Here is a 20,103-nt window from a genome sequence, read left to right on the forward strand (position 1 = left end):
CCTTGGTAGATGGGAAGCAGAACATATATTTATTTTGAAAAATAAAATGGTTTTTGCAACAGACTTTCTTAGTATTTCTTAAAGAACATCCCGCTTCCCAGTATCTCAAGCATTTCTTCCGTAATTTCTTCCTGCCTGGTGTACATCTGCATAGAATTAAGATTCGAAAGTTGCCTTTTAAGAGTTTCCGATGCGCCTTCCATACTTCTCAATCGATACCAGTTCTCGCTTCTGAGTGACTCCATATAGCCTCTATAAAGGCTGATAAACAATAATTCTTCCAGGATTTTCTCAAAAATTATCGTTGGCTTAAGATAGGTGAAAGGTGAAATCCTGGTTGGACTTAGAGCACGCACTTTTTGAATATCCGGGGGAAGAATTTGTTCCACAGAAATTTCAGCCTTTTTTTCAAAAATATAAGTGAAGATGAAAGTAAGCTTATAGTATTCTTCCTTTTTGTAAATATTCATTATTTTCGAAACAGTCTCTTTTAAGGCTGGCCGTATTCCGTTAATGCTCGCCACGGAATCGCTGTAATCTTCATAAGGTACATGTTTTAATTCAAAAGACGATTTTAATCTCTTCCCTATAACAAACAGGATATCATTGCCGGTAATTACCCTGGAAACAACATCAACCATTTTTTCATTAAAAGAACCGCATAACCCCTGTGAGGACCCAAAGGCTGCAAGAATTCTTTTCCCTTTGGTTTGTTCCTTTAATGATATTCCCGGGTAATGTGTTATAATATCGGCCATAGCCAGAAGCAGATTGTTTTCGTATGTTCTTATGTTTTGTACGAGATCATCAGTCCTTCTTATTGCGACCCCGGCATATGCTTTCATTGCACTGACTATATCATCTATGGTATAAAGTGCTTTTATCTTTTTTTCAATATCTAGAGAAGAATACACGTCTAAACCCTTTCTTTTCCAATGAAATCCTTTACTGTTTCAAAGTCCTTTTTCCCCAGCAAACCCTCTCGATTCACGCGACTTACAATTTCGGGGAATGTGGATTTTGTCTTATTGATTATTTCCTTGCAAACTTTTTCAACCGATGCAATTGCGACAGTATCGAGTATGCCTGATTCTAAAATTATGAAACTTAATACCTCGTCTTCAAGTGTGAAGGGATGAAACTGTGGCTGTTTTAGGATTTCCCTTAACCGTTCACCGCGTCTGATGAGTTTTGAGGTTTCTTCTTCCAAATGCGCCCCAAATTTGGTAAATACTTCCACTTCCATGAATCTTGAATAGTCTATTTTCAGCCTTTCAGCCACAGCTTTCATTGCTTCTACCTGAGCTTTTCCACCTATCCTCGACACAGATTTGCTCACGTCCACTGCGGGGCGGATACCTTTGTTGAACAGTAAAGTATCCAGATATATTTGACCATCTGTTATTGAGATGAGGTTTGTAGGAATATAGGATGATATCCGGCCCTGCTGTGTTTCCACTATCGGGAGGGCAGTGATGGAACCTCCGCCGTTCTTTTGATTGAGTTTCGCAGATCGTTCAAGAAGTCTTGAGTGTATAAAAAATATATCACCAGGATATGCCTCTCTACCCGGCGGCCTCTTCAGTAAAAGGCTTAATGAACGATACGCGTCGGCATGTTTTGTAAGGTCGTCGTAAACAACAAGTACATCCTTCCCTTTATCGAGAAAATACTCTGCAATGGCTGTAGCACTGTAAGGTGCAATATATTGAAGGCCAGGAGAATTTGATGCATCAGCAATAACAAATATGATCTTTGAGAAATCACCGTATCTCTTTATTTCTTCAATGATCTTTAAGACGTGCGACTTCTTCTGCCCTATGATCGCATAAATAGAGATTATATTAGAGTTTTTTTGATTGATAACGGTATCCACAGCTATCGATGTCTTACCTGTCGAAGGGTCGCCAATGATTAATTCTCTTTGCCCTCTACCTATGGCAAGCATAGAGTCAATGACTTTTATACCGGTATAAAGAGGTTCCGTAATAAAGTCTCTTTGCGACAGGGAAGGAGCTTCTCTTTCTACCGGCCAGGATGTAGCTTGCTCTGGTTTCGGTCCATTATCTACAGGATTACCGAGGGCATCCAATACCCTCCCTAAAAGCCCTTCACTTACACTTACTGAAGCAATTTGTTCGGTTTTATATCCTTTGTCACCGGCCATTATTCCATTGCGGTCAGTAAGCAGCACTACACCAATACTATCAACACCGAGATCAAACACTATACCCTCATCACCGCTTTCAAACTTTATAAGTTCGTAGAGTTTTGCATCTCTTAGACCAGCAACATGCACAATGCCGTCTCCTACGGCCAACACTTTCCCCTCTTCAGTAATCCCGATAGAGAATCTGCTGGTTTTGACTTTTTCCTTTACTTTTCCCCAAAAAACCGTTAATTCTTTTTCCATTTTCTGTTTAAGCTTATTCTCCGGGTGGCACTGACAAACTCTGTTTGTCAGTGTGGTATATCCATACCCACATATGCATTCAAGCAATCACGGACAAACAAGTTTGTCCGTGCCACCCTGTTTATATCTTTTCACAATACCCCAAAATTCCCTTCTCTGACTTGTGGGTAAAAATAAGCCCTGCGAATGAGGGGAAATCTTTGTTTGCGCTATGCGGCGCTAAGTAATTTCCTTGAGCCTGGAAGCAAGCGCGTTTACCTGGCCTGCCAGCGAGGAATCGTAAATCATATCGTAGGCCTTTATCCTTACCCCCGCGATAAGAGCCTTATCAACGGTCATATTGATGTTCACTTTTTTTGCAAGTTGTGATTCTATAGTTTCTTGAAACATTTTTATTTCATCCGCTTTTAACGGATATGCGCTTACAAGATCTACATTTAATGTTTCGCCTTCCGCCTTTATTTTTGAAATATCAGAAACAATTTTCCCATTCTCTTTCATGAGTTTTCTAAATATGGCCTTATGAAGCTCTTCGTCTGAAATGTCTCCCAAAAGGTTTGATGCAAAAACGGAGGCGATCTCAAGAGTTTTATTTTTTAACTCTGCCTCCACCCTCCTTTTTTCTGCATCAAACAAGGCCTTTTCTTTTTCGATTATTTTAACTGCGTCTTTCTCAGCCTCGCTCAGTAACTTATTTCTATCTTTAAGAGCTTCTTCCCTCGCCCTTTCGAGCATCTGATTTTGAAGTTCCTTTAACTTTTTCAACTCTTCCTCGTGTTTTTCCTTAAGCCCTTGCGCCTCTTTTTTTGTCTTCTCAGCATCCTCGACAGTTTTTGCTATAAGCCCTCTCCGCTTTTCAATGATTTCCCGTACGGGCTTATACAATATCCTTTTCAGGATAAATAGCAGAACAATGAAGTTTATTATCTGAAATAGTAGTGTCCAGATATTGAATTTCATTTTAAAATATACCCGATAAGAGGATTTGCAAAAAGGACTATCAATGCAATAACAAATGCATATATGGCAATGGACTCTATCAATGCCATTCCAACAAAAAGGGCTCTCATAATCTTATCAGACGCCTCGGGTTGCCTTGCTATTGCGTCAAGCGCCTCTGTAAGCGCCTTTCCCAATGCCCTTGCCGGACCATATCCACCAATAGCCATGACAAGAGCAGCGGCTATTATAGAAACAGAAATAACTACGGTTTTAGCATCCATATCAAGTCTCCTTTCAGGATTTCGTTCTCATGCCACCTGCTATAAATACCAAGGTTAAAACACCAAATATATACGCCTGTATAAGACCAATGATAATATGTAACAAACTAAACGGGATCGGCACCAGCAATCCGACTATGCCGAGAAGTATTATGGCAATCATATCACCACTTAACATATTCCCAAAGAGCCTAACGGCAAGTGCGACTGTCCTTGTGACCTCTGCTATAAGATGGAAAGGAAGCAATATCCATGTTGGCTCTTTATAGTGGATGAGATATCCTTTCAGCCCTTGTGTTGCTATACCAACGACGTGGGTCATTGAAAAAGATATTAATGCAAATGCGAATGTTGTATTGAGGTCAGCGGTAGGGGTTTTCAACCCCGGTATTAAACCAGCCAGATTAGAGAAACCGATCAGGAACCATAGTGTTCCCAGCACAGGAACAACTAACCGTGGATCCAACGGCAGGATATCTTTTATCGTTTTTTCGATGGCCTCATAGATAGCTTCTAAAATCTCCTGAAAAAAAGATGGCCTTATGGAGAGTTTCCGCGTTGCAAGATAGCAAATTGTTATTATGGCAACCATGACAAACCATGTGGTAATAACTGTGTCTGTGATCTGAACGGGGCCAATTGAAAAAATTGTTTCGGGGAAAATATTAAATATTTTCATTGCTGAGGTTTTCTAATGAACAAATACCAGACATTATAAATACCAACGGCTATGCCGATGATAATAAGTGTTATCGTCCAGGAAATACCTTCTCCGTGCATTTTTTTATCCAGATACCTTCCAAGATAAGCGCCTCCGACTACCGGGATAACAAAAACCCATCCCCCGACACCAAGGAGATTGGCGTAACGCCAGAAATTCGATTTCTCTTTTCGGGCGCTAAGCAGTTCCTTTGCAGATTTCCCGATATCCCTGGAGAATTTTTTATTTTCCATCAAATCCTTCCTTTAACCAATTTTATCGTCTTTTCCATAAATGACCTTTCGATTCCCTCAAACATCTCACGAAAAGCCATCTCAGATTTGTCCCTTTTGGCAAGGGTATTTTCAATGATTTCCGCAAGCTTTTCAGCGTCGTCGCTTTCAAATACCTCTCTTGATGTTATCGTTACTGTTCCTTCTCTCACGCTCAATATTCCTTCGTCAACAGCAAGGAAAACTTCTTTGCCGTTTATATCTGTATAATAAACCAGGGAGGGTACAAGGACTGTCAAGAAATTCGTGTGGCCCTTTAAAATACCGAAAAAACCTGTCTCATCTTTCAATCTGATATATGTTATGTCTTTTTCCACGATCTTTGCAGGAGTAACTATATTTAATTTAAAGGATGAATTGTTCACCTTATCTCTCCCACATCGCCGATCATAAAAAATACATTCTCCGGCATATCATCCATTTTCCCTGAAAGTATCATCTCGCAACCATCGAGGGTCTTACTGAGCGGTACATGCTTCCCTTTTCTGCCCGTAAATTCTTCTGTGAGAAAAAAAGGCTGCGTAAGGAACATCTCAAGTCTCCTGGCCCTCTTCACAATAAGTCTGTCAGCCGGAGAAAGCTCTTCTATACCCAACATAGCAATAATATCAAGGAGTTCTTTGTACCTCGAAAGGTGCTCTTTTACATTTCTTGAAATTTCATAGTGTCTTTCTCCGACATCTTCGGGGCTAAGGAATTTTGAAGTTGAAAGCAGGGGATCAATGGCCGGGTAAAGCCCTTTGGATGCTATTTCACGAGAAAGAACGACTGTCGTATCGAGATGGGGAAAGACATTTGCAACGGCCGGGTCTGTTATGTCATCAGCCGGCACATATATTGCCTGCACAGAAGTAATAGAACCCCTTTGCGTTGATACGATTCTTTCCTCCACTTCAGCAATCTCAGAAAGGAGGGTCGGCTGGTAACCTACCCGTGAGGAAAGCCTTCCTAAGAGGACGGAAACCTCGTTCCCTGCCTGAACAAACCGATAGATATTATCCATTAAGAAAAGGATATCGCTTCCTATTTCATCCCTGAAGAATTCCGCCAGGGCAATTGCTGTTAACGGGGTTCTAAACCGTATCCCGGGGGATTCGCACATCTGGCCAAATACGAGTATTGCGTTACCTATGATATCCTGTCTTTCCATCTCTCTCCAGAGTTCGTGACCCTCCCTCACCCTCTCTCCGATGCCGCAAAATATGGATGTTCCTGAATAAACCTTCGCTATTTTGTAAATGAATTCCATAAGCAATACGGTCTTTCCAACTCCGGCGCCTCCAAAGAGACCAATTTTGCCACCTCTGGGAAATGGAGATAGGAGGTCTATTATCTTTATGCCAGTCTCAAGGATGCCTGAAGCAGGTATCTGTTCTTCAAGAACAGGAGACGTTTTATGAATAGGTATCAGATTATAATTTTCAAGTGGAGGCTTACCGTCTATCGGTTCACCAAAGATATTGAATGCCCTTCCCAGGCAATTCTTACCTGCAGGAATTTTAAGCGAACTGCCTGAAGGGATAACAGGCATGCCTCTTTTCAGACCCTGCGTGAATCCAAGCGCAATAGCTTTTACAACTGTGCTGCTTATATGGTCATGGACCTCGAGGATGATGTTTGTTCCGTCCGTTTTCTTTACAACGAGGGAATCGTTGATACTGGGAAGTCCTCCGCTGAACTCAATCTCAACAACATCTCCGTGGATAGCAATTATAACACCATTCATAGACACAATCTTATCATAAGAACGTTGGCTTTCAAATATTTTTCTGTTGAGATGTATGTCAAAGTTTCATGCCAATTCTAAAGCAGGTATTTTATCGCAGTTCCCGCTTTGCCAGCCACAAACCGGGAAACATGGGCATCCAGAGTGTGAACCCCCTCAACAATAACGTCGCCGTAAATGCCGCCTCTAATGTGATGCCAAGCATGCTGAGCATTGCAACACACGTTGCCTCGAAGGTTCCCAGCCCAAGAGGAACCGGACCGAGCGTTGCAACCATCGAAGCAACCACAAAACTCGGAAATACCACCAGAAACGAGGCCTCGTGCCCAATGGCATACAGCATTACATTCAGGGTATAAGCATCCAGTAAGAAAATAGTCCCTTGAAGTAAAGTTGTTTTCATAAACAGCGCAGGGCTTTTCAGCAGGTAACCCGGTGCATCACCAAGGGCGTTTAACAAAAAGGTTAAGCCCGGAATGCGCATCAAAATTCCCGGAAGCGGTTGCTTTTCACGGCGCCTCAGCCACAGAGTTCCTGCGGGAATTGCCACCGCAACAATGCAGAATACGGCTGTAACAGCCACGATCCACACGTGTAAGTCATGATAAAACCACAACAGCGCTATACTCGCAAACGCTGCAAGAAGGTAAGCCAGGTAATATGCTACCAGGCTGACCAGAAGAATGGCCATGCAGAGCGGTTTGGATATACCACGACGATTCAATGATGCAACCAGAAATACCGTTCCGCTCATACCACCACTGGGTAATGCCTGGTCTGAAAAAAGTTTCGCTACACCTAAAGGAACAAGCGACACTATTGAGTAACGTACACCAGCATATCTTAGCGTTTGATGCCAGACGGCAGCGGCACTGAAGTATGTTGTCGATTGAAGAAGAAGACCGGCAATCACCCATAATGGTTTTGCCTGGCGCAAAAGCTGGGCAAAGTGTTCTAATTCGCTGAAGTGGGTAACAAATACAACCAACCCTGCAAGAAAAATCAGGCTTAAAAACCATACCCTGAGTCTGCGAGTAATGAGAGTGGATTTTAACGGGACATTTTCACTCTGTTTATCGTTTGATTGTGGCATAAAAGAAACCATGTCAGCTAATATATCGATAAAATATGCGTTTCATCGCCTCTGAAACTATCAAGTAGAGCGCCGTGATTCCGATAAGTATCATCATCACTTTTACCGGTAATGCCACGAACCCAAAAAGGGTACCGACTGGCAGAAAAGGTAATAAGACCGTGATAATCATGACCGCCAGCGTTGCAGAGAAAAGAAAGCGCCCAGGACGGCTTTTATAGAATGGCTTATACGTGCGCACAACCAGAGTAACCAACAACTCGGTGAGGAGCGACTCAACAAACCATCCCGTGCGAAACAACTCGGGCGCTTTACCAACCAGATATAACAATGCCCAGAATGTAAGGAAATCAAAAACACTGCTTACCAGGCCAAACGTAATCATAAAATTGCGAATCATCCGGATATTCCACCGATGTGGAGTACTTTCCCACTCACGATCCACATTGTCACCGGCAATACCCAATGCCGGAATATCAGACAAGAAATTATTCAGCAAAATTTGTTTTGCCAGAAGCGGTAAAAAAGGCAAAACCAGAGAGGCCAGCGCCATACTTACCATATTGCCGAAATTGGCACTGGTAGTGATGAATATGTATTTTAGTGTATTGGCGAATGTTCGCCTGCCCTCATCAATACCCTGACGAAGCACCTCGAGATCGTGCTCCAGCAGCACGAAATCCGCTGACTCTTTGGCTACGTCAACGGCCCTGTCAACCGAGATACCAACATCTGCTGCGAATAATGCGGGTGCGTCATTAATACCGTCCCCCAGATATCCCACTACATGTCCCGCTTTCTGTAAAGCAAGTATAATGCGTTCCTTCTGATTGGGGTCTACTTCGGCAAACAGCGTCACCCGTGGTGCCAGCTGCCACAGGGCCTCGTCCTTCATTGCTGACAATTCTTTCCCGGTCACGATACGACCAACATCCATACCAACCGATTCTGCCACATGACGTGCAACAAGACGATTATCGCCGGTAATAATTTTAAGATCCACCCCTAAACGGCGCAGGCCATCTAATGTCTGTCGCACTCCAGGCTCAGGCGGGTCGAAAAACCGGAGAAAACCCATAAACACCATCGCCTGCTCATCAGCGTGCCCGTACACTGCTTTTTGCTGCAAAGATTTTTGTGCAATACCCAGGACACGGTAACCCTGTTGACTCCAATCAGAAAACTGATGAAAAATATGAGAACGAGTGTCATCATCAAGCACTTCGACGTTATCACCATTTTGAATACAGTCACATACTTCCAATACGTCCTGCAAGGCGCCTTTCGTAATTAATAAGGGCTGCGAATCCTGTCCTTTGCAAACCACGACACTCAGTCGTTTCCGAACGAAGTCATAGGGTATTTCATCGAGTTTATGATAGTCCAAAATGTTTATGTCAGAAGCCTCGGCACGTCGAATAACTGCTGTATCCAAGGGATTATCCAAACCAGTCTGCAAACGGGAGTTCAGGTAGGCCAGATGTAGTACGGTGTCCGAAGAAACCCCTTTAAAATCCAGGGTATCGTCCAGTTGCACAACCCCCTCAGTTAATGTACCAGTCTTGTCTGTGCAAAGCACATCCATACTTCCCAGGTTCTCTATGGCATTCAATCGTTTCACGATCACGCCTCGTTGAGCCATATCTTTAGCACCACGGGCTAGCGTAATAGTAAAAATTGCGGGGAGTAACTCCGGTGTTAAACCAACTGCCAGGGCCATGGCGAAGAGAAGCATCTCGATCGCGGGGTGACGCAGCACGATATTTGTCGACAGAACAGCAACTACTATTATAACCATGATTTTAATTAGCAAACTGCCAAGATGTTTAATTCCGCGCTCAAACTCTGTTTCCGGCCGACCCAACATGAGTTTTTTTGATATCTGCCCATACACCGTATTATTGGCGGTATGCACGATCAAAGCGGTTGCCATACCGCTACGGACTGTCGTCCCCATGAACACACAGTTGCTTCGTTCTGCAAGACCCGCATCTTCCGATACGAGACCAGGTTGCTTTTCAACGGGAAACGTTTCACCGGTTAATATTGCCTGTGAAACAAAAAAATCCCTTGCTTCAAGCAGAATCCCATCTGCCGGAACCAGGCTACCAGCAGTAAGCTGGACAATATCACCTGGAACAACATCTTCGCTAAGGACAATTTGCATTTGACCATCACGTATTACCGTTGTCTTTGCAGACACCCGCCTGCGGAGCTTTTCAACGGCATTTGAAGCATGGCGTTCCTGCATGAAGCTCAACACGTTACTTATAAAAACAATAGCCAGTACAATCGTTGCGTCCAGCCAATCATGCAGCACCACAGCGATAGATGCTGCACATATCAAAATAAGAACGAGCGGATTGAGGAATCTATTCAAAAATAGCCGTAGGAACTTGCCTTGCTGACGGCCGCTGATGGTATTGCGACCAAAATATTGCAATCGTTCTGCAGCATCTGATACGCTGAGACCTTTATGGCAACTTTCCAGAGTCCTTAACACTTCATCAGCAGGTAGACACCAATATTGTAAAGTTGTATCTGGTCGAACCATAAATTTATGAAAAATTTGCTTTTATCATTGATTTGAGTTGGCCTTCCCAATAATTCCTCTATCAAAAGAAGACCCACACCATGTGCCTAGAGAACTGAAATGGACAACACTCTTTTCTTTATTGGTCTGTTCATCATTGTAAGCGGTGTCGTTAAGGCAAGGTTAGTTTCGAAGCTTTCAGAAGGCATGATTTCACTTACAAATGGTAACTAATGCAGCACAAGTGTTGTTTGCCGGAACAGATTTTAAATCGATTATTCAGTATTTAACCCTTATGCCCGTTTGGTGGTCTTTATCGCTGGGAACTTGCCTTGGGAGAAATGGTTCTCCCGTTGAAGCATCTGCGAATGTCATTACCATTGACCTTGCAGAAAAGGCAGTATAACTCATTGCATTCAAAAAATATATTGTCTATGCAATACCCAAATGATAATGAAAAGCTGCTACCCCTTGCTTTTTTTGAATATATTTTTAATTATACTACGAATCCTCAGACCTATCCCTAACAAACTTTTACTTCTCGGTTTAACATGTGCCTTTACATCTTCAATCTCCTCCCCCCCTTCCAGGCGAATAGATGAAGATTTCCTAAAATCGATCATCTGAGATGGGTAGACACTTCTATGTCCAGTCATAAGGAAACTAACAATGCATGCTATGGTAGCGTAAGGTCCCAACTTCGGACCAAACAACTCTAATGCCATAATACTTGCTGCAATAGGTGTGTTAGCAGCCCCAGCCAGAAGGCTCACTAAGCCAAGTGCAGAAAAAGTGGCCTTGTCCGCTCCCAACAAATCTGCAAAGAAGCTCCCGGAAGTTGCTCCAATAAAAAATATCGGTGTTACAATCCCTCCGCTCCCTCCAAAGCTTAGTGTTATACAGGTAAAAACAATTTTTAGTAAGAAGGCATTCCATGGAACACTTCGGCCTAGCAAAGAAGCCCTAATGGTGTCACCCCCAAGCCCAAGATATCTATCTGAGAATACAAGAGTTAAAATAATGAGGACAGAACCGCCGATGAGACCCTTTAATGGCTTCCATATCCGTATTTTCTCAGATAATTTTTCCCCCGACCTTAATACTTCTATAAGCAAAAAGGAACACAAACCGAAGAAAATTCCGGCAAGAATTACCTGCAAAAAGAGATACTCGTTGAAACTAGGAACAAAATTTAGGTTGCGGTGAAAATGTTTACTGCCAAGTAGCCAGGCCACCCGATAGCCCGTAATTCCTGCAACAAAGGATGGCAAAAGGACATCATACAATATACTTCCCACAAAAAGCACTTCGAGTCCGAAAATAGCGCCTGCTATTGGTGTGCCGAAAACAGAAGCGAATCCAGCGCTGATACCACATATTACCAGCTTTTTACGGTCACGATCATCAACCCTGAGCAGGCTTGCAAAAACAGATGAAAGCCCGGCTCCTATTTGAGCGCATGGCCCCTCTTTCCCTGCAGAACCACCAGTAACCAGGGTTATTATCGTAGCAACAAGCTTTACAGGAACAACGATCGCTTTTATCTTGCCCGAGCGTTTGTGAATTGCTTCAATGATCTTATCTGTTCCATGTCCTTCAGCGTCTGGAGCTAAATATTTTGTCATTACTATGCTTACAAATAATGCTATGGGCAGTAAAAAGAAAAAATATGAATCGTTATGGAAAAAATATTGTGAATATCTGCCGCTAAATTCTTCACCCCAGCTCAATGCCTTTAGAAAAGCTGTTGTTGACAAACCAACAATCGCTCCAATGATTGTGGCCAGAATAACCCATTTAAGAACGCTGATAAAGATAACTGTTTCTTCTGCTAATCTTCTTTTCATAAATTATATGTCATTCCATTTTATAAAAGATTATTTCCAAATTTATATGTCGTTATTCTATAATATTATTTTCCATCACACAACTTAAAATAATCGTATGTACAAAGCTCACTTGTATACAATAAAGCATGAACTGCTTTATTACTTTAATAAAACAGTTACCTCCGAAACTTTATCGTAAAATAAATATCAAAAATACCAGTAACACGATTATAAGAATATCTGATGTCGTAATTACCATTAAAAGTCAGATGATTGATTCCAGTTTTCAGCTTATAAGTAATATTATATCCTTAATTTTTGCTATTGAGCAAAACGTTGCTTCTGTTTTTTGTTATTCTTTGAGGTAGAAATATGAGTGAATACTGAATAAACAAGGATGCACGGTAATAAAGCATCTAAAACAGGGGCAACTAATTCTACATCATACTCATGAACCAACTCTAATATATTGGTAAGGAGAAGATTTCTTAAAAAAAAGAACACGTACAACATAATCTTTATGTGCCTGTGAACGTTAAGATACTTGCAATATGCATAAACAAAAGCAAGTGATGCACAAAGCCTAATTGCACTATTTAAAATATTAAAAATAAATGGTAGACCCTCTGATTCTGCCTCTTCAGAGAAAAATAATTCTAATCCTGTCGTAAAGACATATTTTGAGAAAAAGTACATCCCAAATCCAATTACCGCCACATAAAAAATATTCCTCATTTGTAAGATATAATCTCTTGTTTGCCTGATAGAATCATGGGATTCATTGTTTGCATCGCAGGAAGCATACATCATACCTCTGATAGCATTCTTACTCCTTGATGACGTCATAAACATAAGCGCCGATCCGAACAAAATAATGGTTATAGTGTCTCCACACATGTCGGGTAAATTTAGCACATGAAATTCGTATCAATAATGACCATGCCCGCCAGGCTGAATAACATCAAAAAGTATAAGGGGCCTAATAATATCGCCCACAATAAATCTCGAAATAACAGCTATAAAAGTAAATAACGCGCCTATTCTGATATTTTTTAATCGATCTTTTTCCTCGTCTGTAAAATCAGCGGCCAGCATTCTTATCAACCTCCCTCTTTCCTTAATAGCATTGCATGGTTGGTACTATCCTTATCAACTCTTATTTATTCATGCTACATGCATAATTGCCCTGTTATGTTAACAATCGTAAACTTACTATTGCATTATTATAATCTATGAGGTATACTTTGAATAAAGAAATTTTACATTTCTTATACAGGAGATATTATGCAAATTAGGAAGCGAACAAAAATCAGGAGGCTGCAAATTATTGAAATTATACGGAGTATAATTTCTTCCAAAGGTATTGAGCATGTCACCATAAGCGAGATCGCAAGCGGGATTGGCATCACGAAAACAGCTATCTATCGCCATTTTAAAAGCAAGCAAGATATTTTGAGTTTATTAATTGATACTATTGAAGAGACCCTCATGAAGGCTTTAAACGAGGCAATGACAAATAAAGATCCTATTCAAAATCTAAAGAATATTATTAGCTCACCTTACCTATGCACGGGAACGTCGTGAGACATCATTTATCGTAATTATGGGAGTTATGCAGTTCAGCGACCCTTTTATACGTCAAAAAATATCGAAGCTCATCCAAAAATATTTACAGAAGATACAAAAGATACTTTCGGTTGCTATAAAATTAGGACTTGTAAAAAATGATATCAATCCCAAGATATCCGCCATAGCCTTTTTGGGACTAATCCAATCAACGGTAACAGTGTGGTCTTACAAAAATTTTAACTTTGTACCCCAAAAAGTACATGCGCCTTTATGGAATATCTATAAACGAGGAATAGGAGTTTAGCCTGCAATATTTGCCGTTTTATATCTATGGAGAATAAAGCCATGAAAAATTTCAAAACTGTTCCGGGTATTATCATTAGCCTTGCGTTAATCGCATTCATCACAAATACATCTTCGGGAAACTCAGACAAAAAACTTATAACCACGTTTGGAATCGTTTCCTCTCAAAAATCAATGAAAAATTTTGCTCCAAAAAAGGAAGTGTCTGTAAATTCCCAAATCTTAAAAACTCATGATGACATGAAAATTGTGGTTTTAAAAAGACTGCAAGCTTTATCAGGATTGCAGGGCATGAACAATAATCAAATAATCGAAAACCAGCGATTTAGCGTATTACACACGATCATCCCATGCTGGCACGAAGAAGCACAAGATATGTCTACCTTTCCGGTGGGTACTTACCCATGTGGAGTAGCCTTTGACGGAGCTAATATCTGGGTAGCAAATAATGGCAACGGCAGCGTAACGAAGCTGAGGGCCAGCGACGGAACTCCGCTCGGTACTTATGCCGTTGGCTTTAATCCCAGGGGGGTAGTCTTTGACGGGGCTAATATCTGGGTGACAAATACCAATAGTAACAGTGTAACAAAGCTACGGGCGAGCGATGGAACTGTACTTGGTACGTATGCCGTTGGATGGACTCCGCAATTAATGGCCTTTGATGGAGCAAACATCTGGGTTTCGAATTCTGGCAGTGGTACCGTAACAAAGTTACGGGCAAGTGATGGAACTGTACTTGGCACTTATGCCGTTGGCTTAAACCCCAGAGGAGTCGCATTTGATGGAACTAATATCTGGGTAGCAAATTCAAACACGAATAACATTACAAAGCTTCGGGCAAGTGATGGAACTGTACTTGGCACTTATGCTGTAGACTGGATGCCGGAATGGGTAGCTTTTGATGGAACCAATATTTGGGTTGCGGATTACGGCAGTGGTAAAGTAACAAAGCTACGGACAAACGATGGAACCGTGCTGGGCAATTATACCGTAGGCTTTTATCCCATCGGAGTAGCCTTTGATGGAGCCCATATCTGGGTAACGAATTCCGGGAGTAACAACATAACGGAACTGAGGACGAGCGATGGGGCATTACTTGGCACTTATAACGTGGGCTTTAATCCAAGAGGACTCGCATTTGATGGAGCAAACGTTTGGGTAGCAAACTACGATAGCAATAGCGTGACAAAACATAGTCTCCATTAAAGAAAGATATTTACGGCGGCCTTAGAATATACTGATAGCTTTTTTATTTGTGCCAAAAATCCCATTTTACATTCACTGATAGACTAATATTCGGTCGTAGGTAAACAAACCAGAAAACTATACCAACCAAAATAACTCCACCTACAATATTTCCTAAGGTAACGGGTATAAGATTGTGTATTAAAAATCCCTTCCAGGTAAGCAGAGAAAGGTCTAATGGTTTTCCGGCCATTTTTTCTGATGCTGCGATAATTGCTTCATTTTTCCGTAATACGATTCCTATCGGAATGAAATACATGTTAGAAACACATTGTTCAAACCCACTGGCAACGAAACCACCTATGGGAAATATGATAGAAATAACCTTATCTGCCACACTCCTGCCGCTAAAGCATAACCAGACAGCGAGGCATATTAACGCATTACAAAGAACCCCTCTGGCAAAGGCAGCCATAAAAGGCAGGCTGACCTTTTTATGAGCAGTAAGCAAGGCCTTTGCTCCAACCATGTGGTCGAAAAATTCCCACTGCTGCGATTTGTACATCCAGCAGACCATTGTGAGGCTACCTATGAAATTACCAGTATATGAGATGATCCAGTTATTGAGCAATTCACGCGTCGTAATCCTTTTACTCACATACCCCATGATTATTAAGCAGTTACCCGTAAATACTTCAGCGCCACCGACTACAGCCAATATGAATCCCAGAGAATATACGACACCTTCAATAAGAGAGGTAAGCCCGATGTGCAAGGTAGAATCACTTATCACTAAAGTGGCAAATTGTGCTCCGAGACCAAGATAGGCTCCAGCCAGAATGCTAAGCATAAAGGTCTGGGAAAGACTTAATCTCGCCTTTACTAATGCCACATTGTCAATTCGGGAAGCGATTTGTGGGGGTGAATAGGCATCTGTAACTACTATCTCAGTAAGTTTTGGAACCTCATTTTCTGCCATCTTTATAACTATTAAAATTTATCAATTTAATCACCAACCCCTCGTTTCAAATTCATATGAACGATGCGATGCATCCTTGGTCATTCCATGCTCGATCAATTTCCAGTAGTCTTGTTCTTTTTCGTAGGTTATTTTGTAGGAATAATCCACCATCCTCCACCGCCAGAAGAAGAAATGTGATATGCCCGTCACAAATATATCCAGACGCTTTACCTTGGGGTCCACATCTTCGAACATTGCCACACAATGCTTTGTTGTCCTGGGAGCCAACTCTCCCTTTGCAATAGCAGCATACTGATATTTCTTGCCTTCTTTATAATCGTCATCCAGTTTAGCCACATGTTCCATAATTTCCGGGTAATAAGCATCGAGATATTTTTCTCCGGTATCCGTAGTCAACAATATTTCGATGGGAACCAATATAGGTTTTTCTATGGTATTCCCCAGATTGTAGAACCATACGATATAGGTAACCTCTCCAGCAGTTCCTTTATTATGCACGTACGTTTTCGGTGCATTCCATGAAAAATCAAGCTGGGAGGCACTGGCTATTTGGGATAAGCCGAGAATAAGCATTAATCCTAAGAACAAATTTTTAAATTTCATAGAATCACTCCTTTTTAAGAACACGGACGTGTTCTTTTTTCACCTTCTTTGGCTCCACAACAATGAGCCTCGTTGCCTTGTAAATATAGTCACCCATCGGAGTGCCATCATTGTCGGACTCGACTCCCATTGCATAAAACCGTACAGGGTTGGACACGAAAAAATCTGCCGGCGGCGCCTGCCATTTTACGTGCCAAAATTTCTGGCTTGTCCCCTTTTTTGTATGAGTCGCAAAACGTCCACCGGCTTCTACCTGTGTATCTTCATCTTCTCCGACATTAATGAAAGTGCCAACCAATCGATTACCCAAATAATTATCATGTGCAGTAATTTGAAAACCATGAAAATCCGTATCCGTCTGTTTAAATGACACCAGGATATCCACAATTTCTCCGGGTTCACACTTTTCAAGCACAAACAGCATAAACTTACCCTTACCCGAACCAATAGGATATTGATAGTGACATCCTAAATTGCCACAGGTAAACGTACCGGGAGCAGCAAAACGCCAACTATATCTGTCGAACCCACTACCGAGGCAGACCAATGGTGCGCCGTCAGAGTGTGCACGTAATGAGTTGCAAAGCATACCAGATACAAACATGCATAGAATTATATAATAAATTCCCTTTCCTCTGCTTTTCATAAATCTTCCTTTACCCACACTTTTATTTTCCCTCATTTATCCTGTTCACCATAGACGTTGCCTTAATCAGATCTACACCATAACTTATCGGAACACCAAAATTAGAACCCCGAAAGCCTGGAAAGATTCCGTAACTAATCCCAATTACTTTCCCTTTATTATTAAAAATAGGGCCTCCACTACCACCAGCAGTTGTTTGAGCATCGTAGACAATTCTGTTATACATAATGTCGCTTAAGTGACCTTGTGTCGTAAGCGGTCTTATTAACCCCCAATTTGACAGTTCTTGTACCAATGGGATAAAAGGCAAATTAAAAAGTTGTTTTACTAACTCTGGGTCGGTCTTCGCAAAAATGGCATTCACACCGGCCGGATAACCTAACAATATCATAGGCTCACCCACGACCGCCCCTTTGCCTGTAATGTCCAATTCGAGGGCGGATATCTTAGCACCACGCATATCTATGCGAAGCAGCGCCACATCTGCCTCATCAGAAATCTTCTCTGTCTTTAAAGCAAACGGTTCTTTAATACCCGGAAAAAACGCCAGAAATACTTCAAATCGGGGTTTAATTGTGGGTTCTATATGAATATAAGGAGACATCTCCATTTCCCACCATGGCTCAGCAATATGACGGTTTGTCAGGATCAGACCGTCAGAACTCACCAGAAACCCCGTACCTGTATATTCGTGGATCCCCCGCTGTCCCTTACCCATCATCATGAGCGGTTCACCTGTCTCTTCGTCGAAGAAATAAAAGGCCCCCTGGATCAGGCAAACCCCACTACTATATTTCTTAATTATATTTTCAGCAACGGTTTTTTCAATTTCGAGAAGACGCACCTTTTCGGCAGTTTTTGACAACCTAACATATTGTATATAAAAATACAATATAAGACCACTACATATAAGAAAAAGAACAAATGAAGCCCCCACTTTAAAGGTATGGGACGACTGGGTAAAGGCCTCCCACAGAAGCTGCCGAAAGAATGCCGTCGCTGTAGTAATCCGCCCACTTTGAGATGTACGTGCCATACCCAAAGAGTCTTCTATCATCTCTGTCCAGGGTTTACATACCTCCGCTTCGTCTGTTTTGACTCGAAATCGAACTTTGGGACCGCCAGCACCGAACTCTATCAAATCACCGTCTTTGAGCACGATTTCGTTAACCAGCCTATTATTTACGAGTGTCCCTTTCGTGCTTCCTTTATCTCTCAGTACATAATCACATTCTTTTAACTGTATCTCGGCATGATAGCTGGACGTATTTTCATCAACCGTCGGATCGAAATGAAGGTCTGCTGAAGCATCGGTACCGATGGATATCTTCTTAGAAGCAAATACTTCTGTATTCCCCCGATGACTTCCTTTTAAATGGACAAAAATCGCCTTCAAAGAATATTTACCTCTCTTTTAGTTGCGGCTGTGCCGTACTAATGAATAAAGTTTTCTTGACGGTAACATTCATCCTTAAGCACCGCTATAAATGGCAGATTTCGATACTTATTATTGTAATCCAGCCCATAACCGACAACATAGTCATCTCCAATATCAAAACCACAATATTCGGGACAAACATTATATCTCCTCCTGCTTATCCGATTCAAAAGAACACAACTCTTGAGAGTCATGGGGTTGTATCTTTTGATATCTTCCAACACCCTTTTCAAGGTACTTCCAGTGTCAACAATATCATCCACAACTAATACATGTTTATCTTTTATGTCAATTTTGAACTGACGTATGACCTTGGTCTCTCCCTGTGGAAAGGTCGACTCACCATACGTAACAGCATCGATGGTGTCCAATCTGATAGGAACAGGAATCAGACGAATCAAGTCAGCAAGAAACACGAGACTTCCATTAAGAATTGCAATAATTGTCCACTCCTTGTCCTTATAATCATGAATCAACGTCTTCGATAATTCAAGGATCCGATTCCGAATCAGCCCTTCATTGATCACTATTTTTGCAACATCTTTTTCCACGTCCTCCGTCCTCCATTTTCATTTTTCTGTGTAACATTTGATACCTCAGCGTTGCTTGCTGAGATGATAGGCTTCTGTATGACTTTCTTTAAGCAATTTCAAATCATATTCCTAGCCATTCTCTTCGGAATATTCATCGTTGTTCCATGCGTTCCTTCTCTATCTGTTTTAATATACGGTCTTCTTCTATAGCCTCTTCAACTTTTCCGATTTTATCGTAAATAGTAAAAAGAAGATTATGTGCCTTTTCAGATTTTGGATTCAACTGAATAACTTTTTTAAACTTTTCAATAGCCTCGTCAATCATATTCTTTTTGTAGTAACAAACCCCTAAGAAATAATGTGCATCTTCCAATTCCGGATTAATTTCTATTGCTTTCCTGCACGCCGCAAACGCTTCATCCTGTTTTTCGATCAAACTATAAGCAACGGCCATATAAAGATAAGCTTCTGCCTCTTTTTTATCCTTTCTTGCTGCGAACAGGTTAATCGCTTTCTGATATTCAGAAAGCGCTTCCTCAACATTCTCTTTGGCCACATAAGCAAAAGCAATATTATAATGTGCTTTTGGTTCGTCAGGTGCTACTTCAATTGCCCTTTTTAATTCTGTTATCGATTCATCAATCATACCCTTTGCATAATAAACAATTCCCAAATGAAAATGGGCATCATAATGGTTTGGATTCAGTTCCAATGCCTTTTTAAATTCCCCAATTGCTTCAGTGTACTTCCCCTGGTTATAAAAAGAAATCCCTTTTTTATTATAAGAATCTGCTTTATTACCACAACCCGCCACAATGCAAAATATCAATAAAAACATTACACTTACGTTTTTCGTAATTATTTTTCTTCGTAACATAGATTTCTTCCTTTATTATTTTTTTACTCAAACAACTGGTTTTCCTCATAATAACATATCTTATTTTTGTCGGTTTTTTTGCAGAGTGCAGAACATTATCGCTTTTTTTTAAAAAAATCTCTCTGCATTGACTGCTCAAACATCTGACAGATGAATA

Annotated in this window: 22 protein-coding genes; 4 read left to right on the plus strand and 18 right to left on the minus strand. The window is 41.2% G+C overall.

Features of this window, described 5'->3' with window-relative positions; all coding sequences use genetic code 11:
- Positions 1–68: 68 nt before the first annotated feature.
- The 10 genes from E3K36_13440 to mgtA all read right to left on the minus strand — a co-directional run bounded on the left by E3K36_13440 (position 69) and on the right by mgtA (position 10,002).
- Positions 69–914 (minus strand): hypothetical protein, encoded by an 846-nt coding sequence (locus E3K36_13440; GenBank protein ID MCF6156211.1) that lies wholly within the window; start codon positions 912–914, stop codon positions 69–71.
- 2 nt (positions 915–916) lie between these two features.
- Positions 917–2,413 carry a F0F1 ATP synthase subunit alpha gene (locus tag E3K36_13445; protein ID MCF6156212.1) on the minus strand — a complete coding sequence of 499 codons (1,497 nt, stop codon included), beginning with the start codon at positions 2,411–2,413 and terminating at the stop codon, positions 917–919.
- A 219-nt stretch (positions 2,414–2,632) separates the two neighbouring features.
- Complete coding sequence (atpF, locus tag E3K36_13450; protein ID MCF6156213.1) at positions 2,633–3,373, minus strand: F0F1 ATP synthase subunit B; 741 nt, start codon at positions 3,371–3,373, stop codon at positions 2,633–2,635.
- Positions 3,370–3,636: an ATP synthase F0 subunit C gene (atpE, locus tag E3K36_13455; protein MCF6156214.1), complete on the minus strand. Its 267-nt coding sequence runs from the start codon at positions 3,634–3,636 to the stop codon at positions 3,370–3,372. The genes atpF and atpE overlap by 4 nt, the downstream gene beginning before the upstream one ends.
- A 13-nt stretch (positions 3,637–3,649) precedes the next feature.
- Positions 3,650–4,315 (minus strand): F0F1 ATP synthase subunit A, encoded by a 666-nt coding sequence (gene atpB / locus E3K36_13460; GenBank protein ID MCF6156215.1) that lies wholly within the window; start codon positions 4,313–4,315, stop codon positions 3,650–3,652.
- Positions 4,312–4,590 carry an AtpZ/AtpI family protein gene (locus tag E3K36_13465; protein MCF6156216.1) on the minus strand — a complete coding sequence of 93 codons (279 nt, stop codon included), beginning with the start codon at positions 4,588–4,590 and terminating at the stop codon, positions 4,312–4,314. The genes atpB and E3K36_13465 overlap by 4 nt, the downstream gene beginning before the upstream one ends.
- Positions 4,590–5,027: a F0F1 ATP synthase subunit epsilon gene (locus E3K36_13470; protein MCF6156217.1), complete on the minus strand. Its 438-nt coding sequence runs from the start codon at positions 5,025–5,027 to the stop codon at positions 4,590–4,592. The genes E3K36_13465 and E3K36_13470 overlap by 1 nt, the downstream gene beginning before the upstream one ends.
- On the minus strand, positions 4,991–6,355 hold the full coding sequence (locus E3K36_13475; protein ID MCF6156218.1) for a F0F1 ATP synthase subunit beta: 1,365 nt from the start codon (positions 6,353–6,355) through the stop codon (positions 4,991–4,993). Before E3K36_13475 ends, E3K36_13470 begins: the two co-directional genes overlap by 37 nt.
- Before the next feature lie 91 nt (positions 6,356–6,446).
- Complete coding sequence (locus E3K36_13480) at positions 6,447–7,460, minus strand: flippase-like domain-containing protein (protein MCF6156219.1); 1,014 nt, start codon at positions 7,458–7,460, stop codon at positions 6,447–6,449.
- 1 nt (position 7,461) lies between these two features.
- Positions 7,462–10,002, minus strand: coding sequence for a magnesium-translocating P-type ATPase (gene mgtA / locus E3K36_13485; GenBank protein MCF6156220.1), 2,541 nt, complete (start codon positions 10,000–10,002; stop codon positions 7,462–7,464).
- Between the two features lie 202 nt (positions 10,003–10,204).
- Between mgtA and E3K36_13490 the strand changes: the two genes are divergently transcribed.
- Positions 10,205–10,387, plus strand: a complete 183-nt coding sequence (locus tag E3K36_13490) for a hypothetical protein (protein ID MCF6156221.1) — start codon at positions 10,205–10,207, stop codon at positions 10,385–10,387.
- A 58-nt stretch (positions 10,388–10,445) separates the two neighbouring features.
- Here E3K36_13490 and E3K36_13495 read toward each other — a convergent pair whose 3' ends face one another.
- Together E3K36_13495 and E3K36_13500 are read right to left on the minus strand one after the other, a co-directional pair.
- Positions 10,446–11,828: a voltage-gated chloride channel gene (locus tag E3K36_13495; protein MCF6156222.1), complete on the minus strand. Its 1,383-nt coding sequence runs from the start codon at positions 11,826–11,828 to the stop codon at positions 10,446–10,448.
- A 303-nt stretch (positions 11,829–12,131) separates the two neighbouring features.
- Complete coding sequence (locus tag E3K36_13500) at positions 12,132–12,725, minus strand: hypothetical protein (protein ID MCF6156223.1); 594 nt, start codon at positions 12,723–12,725, stop codon at positions 12,132–12,134.
- Between the two features lie 369 nt (positions 12,726–13,094).
- On the opposite strand from E3K36_13500, the gene E3K36_13505 reads away from it, so the two are divergent.
- Genes E3K36_13505 through E3K36_13515 form a run of 3 tightly spaced genes read left to right on the plus strand, consistent with a single transcriptional unit; the run spans position 13,095 to position 14,888 of the window.
- On the plus strand, positions 13,095–13,394 hold the full coding sequence (locus E3K36_13505) for a TetR/AcrR family transcriptional regulator (GenBank protein MCF6156224.1): 300 nt from the start codon (positions 13,095–13,097) through the stop codon (positions 13,392–13,394).
- Positions 13,395–13,413: 19 nt separating this feature from the next.
- Entirely contained in the window at positions 13,414–13,683 is a 270-nt protein-coding gene (locus tag E3K36_13510; protein ID MCF6156225.1) for a hypothetical protein, read from the plus strand.
- Between the two features lie 41 nt (positions 13,684–13,724).
- Complete coding sequence (locus tag E3K36_13515) at positions 13,725–14,888, plus strand: hypothetical protein (protein MCF6156226.1); 1,164 nt, start codon at positions 13,725–13,727, stop codon at positions 14,886–14,888.
- Between the two features lie 43 nt (positions 14,889–14,931).
- Here E3K36_13515 and E3K36_13520 read toward each other — a convergent pair whose 3' ends face one another.
- The 6 genes from E3K36_13520 to E3K36_13545 form a co-directional block, all read right to left on the minus strand.
- On the minus strand, positions 14,932–15,846 hold the full coding sequence (locus E3K36_13520) for a formate/nitrite transporter family protein (GenBank protein ID MCF6156227.1): 915 nt from the start codon (positions 15,844–15,846) through the stop codon (positions 14,932–14,934).
- Positions 15,847–15,876: 30 nt separating this feature from the next.
- Positions 15,877–16,452, minus strand: coding sequence for a hypothetical protein (locus tag E3K36_13525; GenBank protein ID MCF6156228.1), 576 nt, complete (start codon positions 16,450–16,452; stop codon positions 15,877–15,879).
- A 4-nt stretch (positions 16,453–16,456) separates the two neighbouring features.
- Positions 16,457–17,134, minus strand: coding sequence for a hypothetical protein (locus tag E3K36_13530; protein ID MCF6156229.1), 678 nt, complete (start codon positions 17,132–17,134; stop codon positions 16,457–16,459).
- Positions 17,121–18,494 (minus strand): FHA domain-containing protein, encoded by a 1,374-nt coding sequence (locus tag E3K36_13535; GenBank protein MCF6156230.1) that lies wholly within the window; start codon positions 18,492–18,494, stop codon positions 17,121–17,123. The genes E3K36_13530 and E3K36_13535 overlap by 14 nt, the downstream gene beginning before the upstream one ends.
- A gap of 38 nt (positions 18,495–18,532) precedes the next feature.
- Positions 18,533–19,087 carry a hypoxanthine phosphoribosyltransferase gene (hpt, locus tag E3K36_13540; protein MCF6156231.1) on the minus strand — a complete coding sequence of 185 codons (555 nt, stop codon included), beginning with the start codon at positions 19,085–19,087 and terminating at the stop codon, positions 18,533–18,535.
- A 133-nt stretch (positions 19,088–19,220) separates the two neighbouring features.
- The gene (locus E3K36_13545; protein MCF6156232.1) at positions 19,221–19,946 is read right to left on the minus strand and encodes a tetratricopeptide repeat protein; all 726 of its coding nucleotides are present in this window, start codon (positions 19,944–19,946) and stop codon (positions 19,221–19,223) included.
- Between the last annotated feature and the right edge of the window lie 157 nt (positions 19,947–20,103).

The sequence above is a fragment of the Candidatus Brocadia sp. genome (assembly GCA_021646415.1).
In the GTDB taxonomy this organism is placed as follows: domain Bacteria; phylum Planctomycetota; class Brocadiia; order Brocadiales; family Brocadiaceae; genus Brocadia.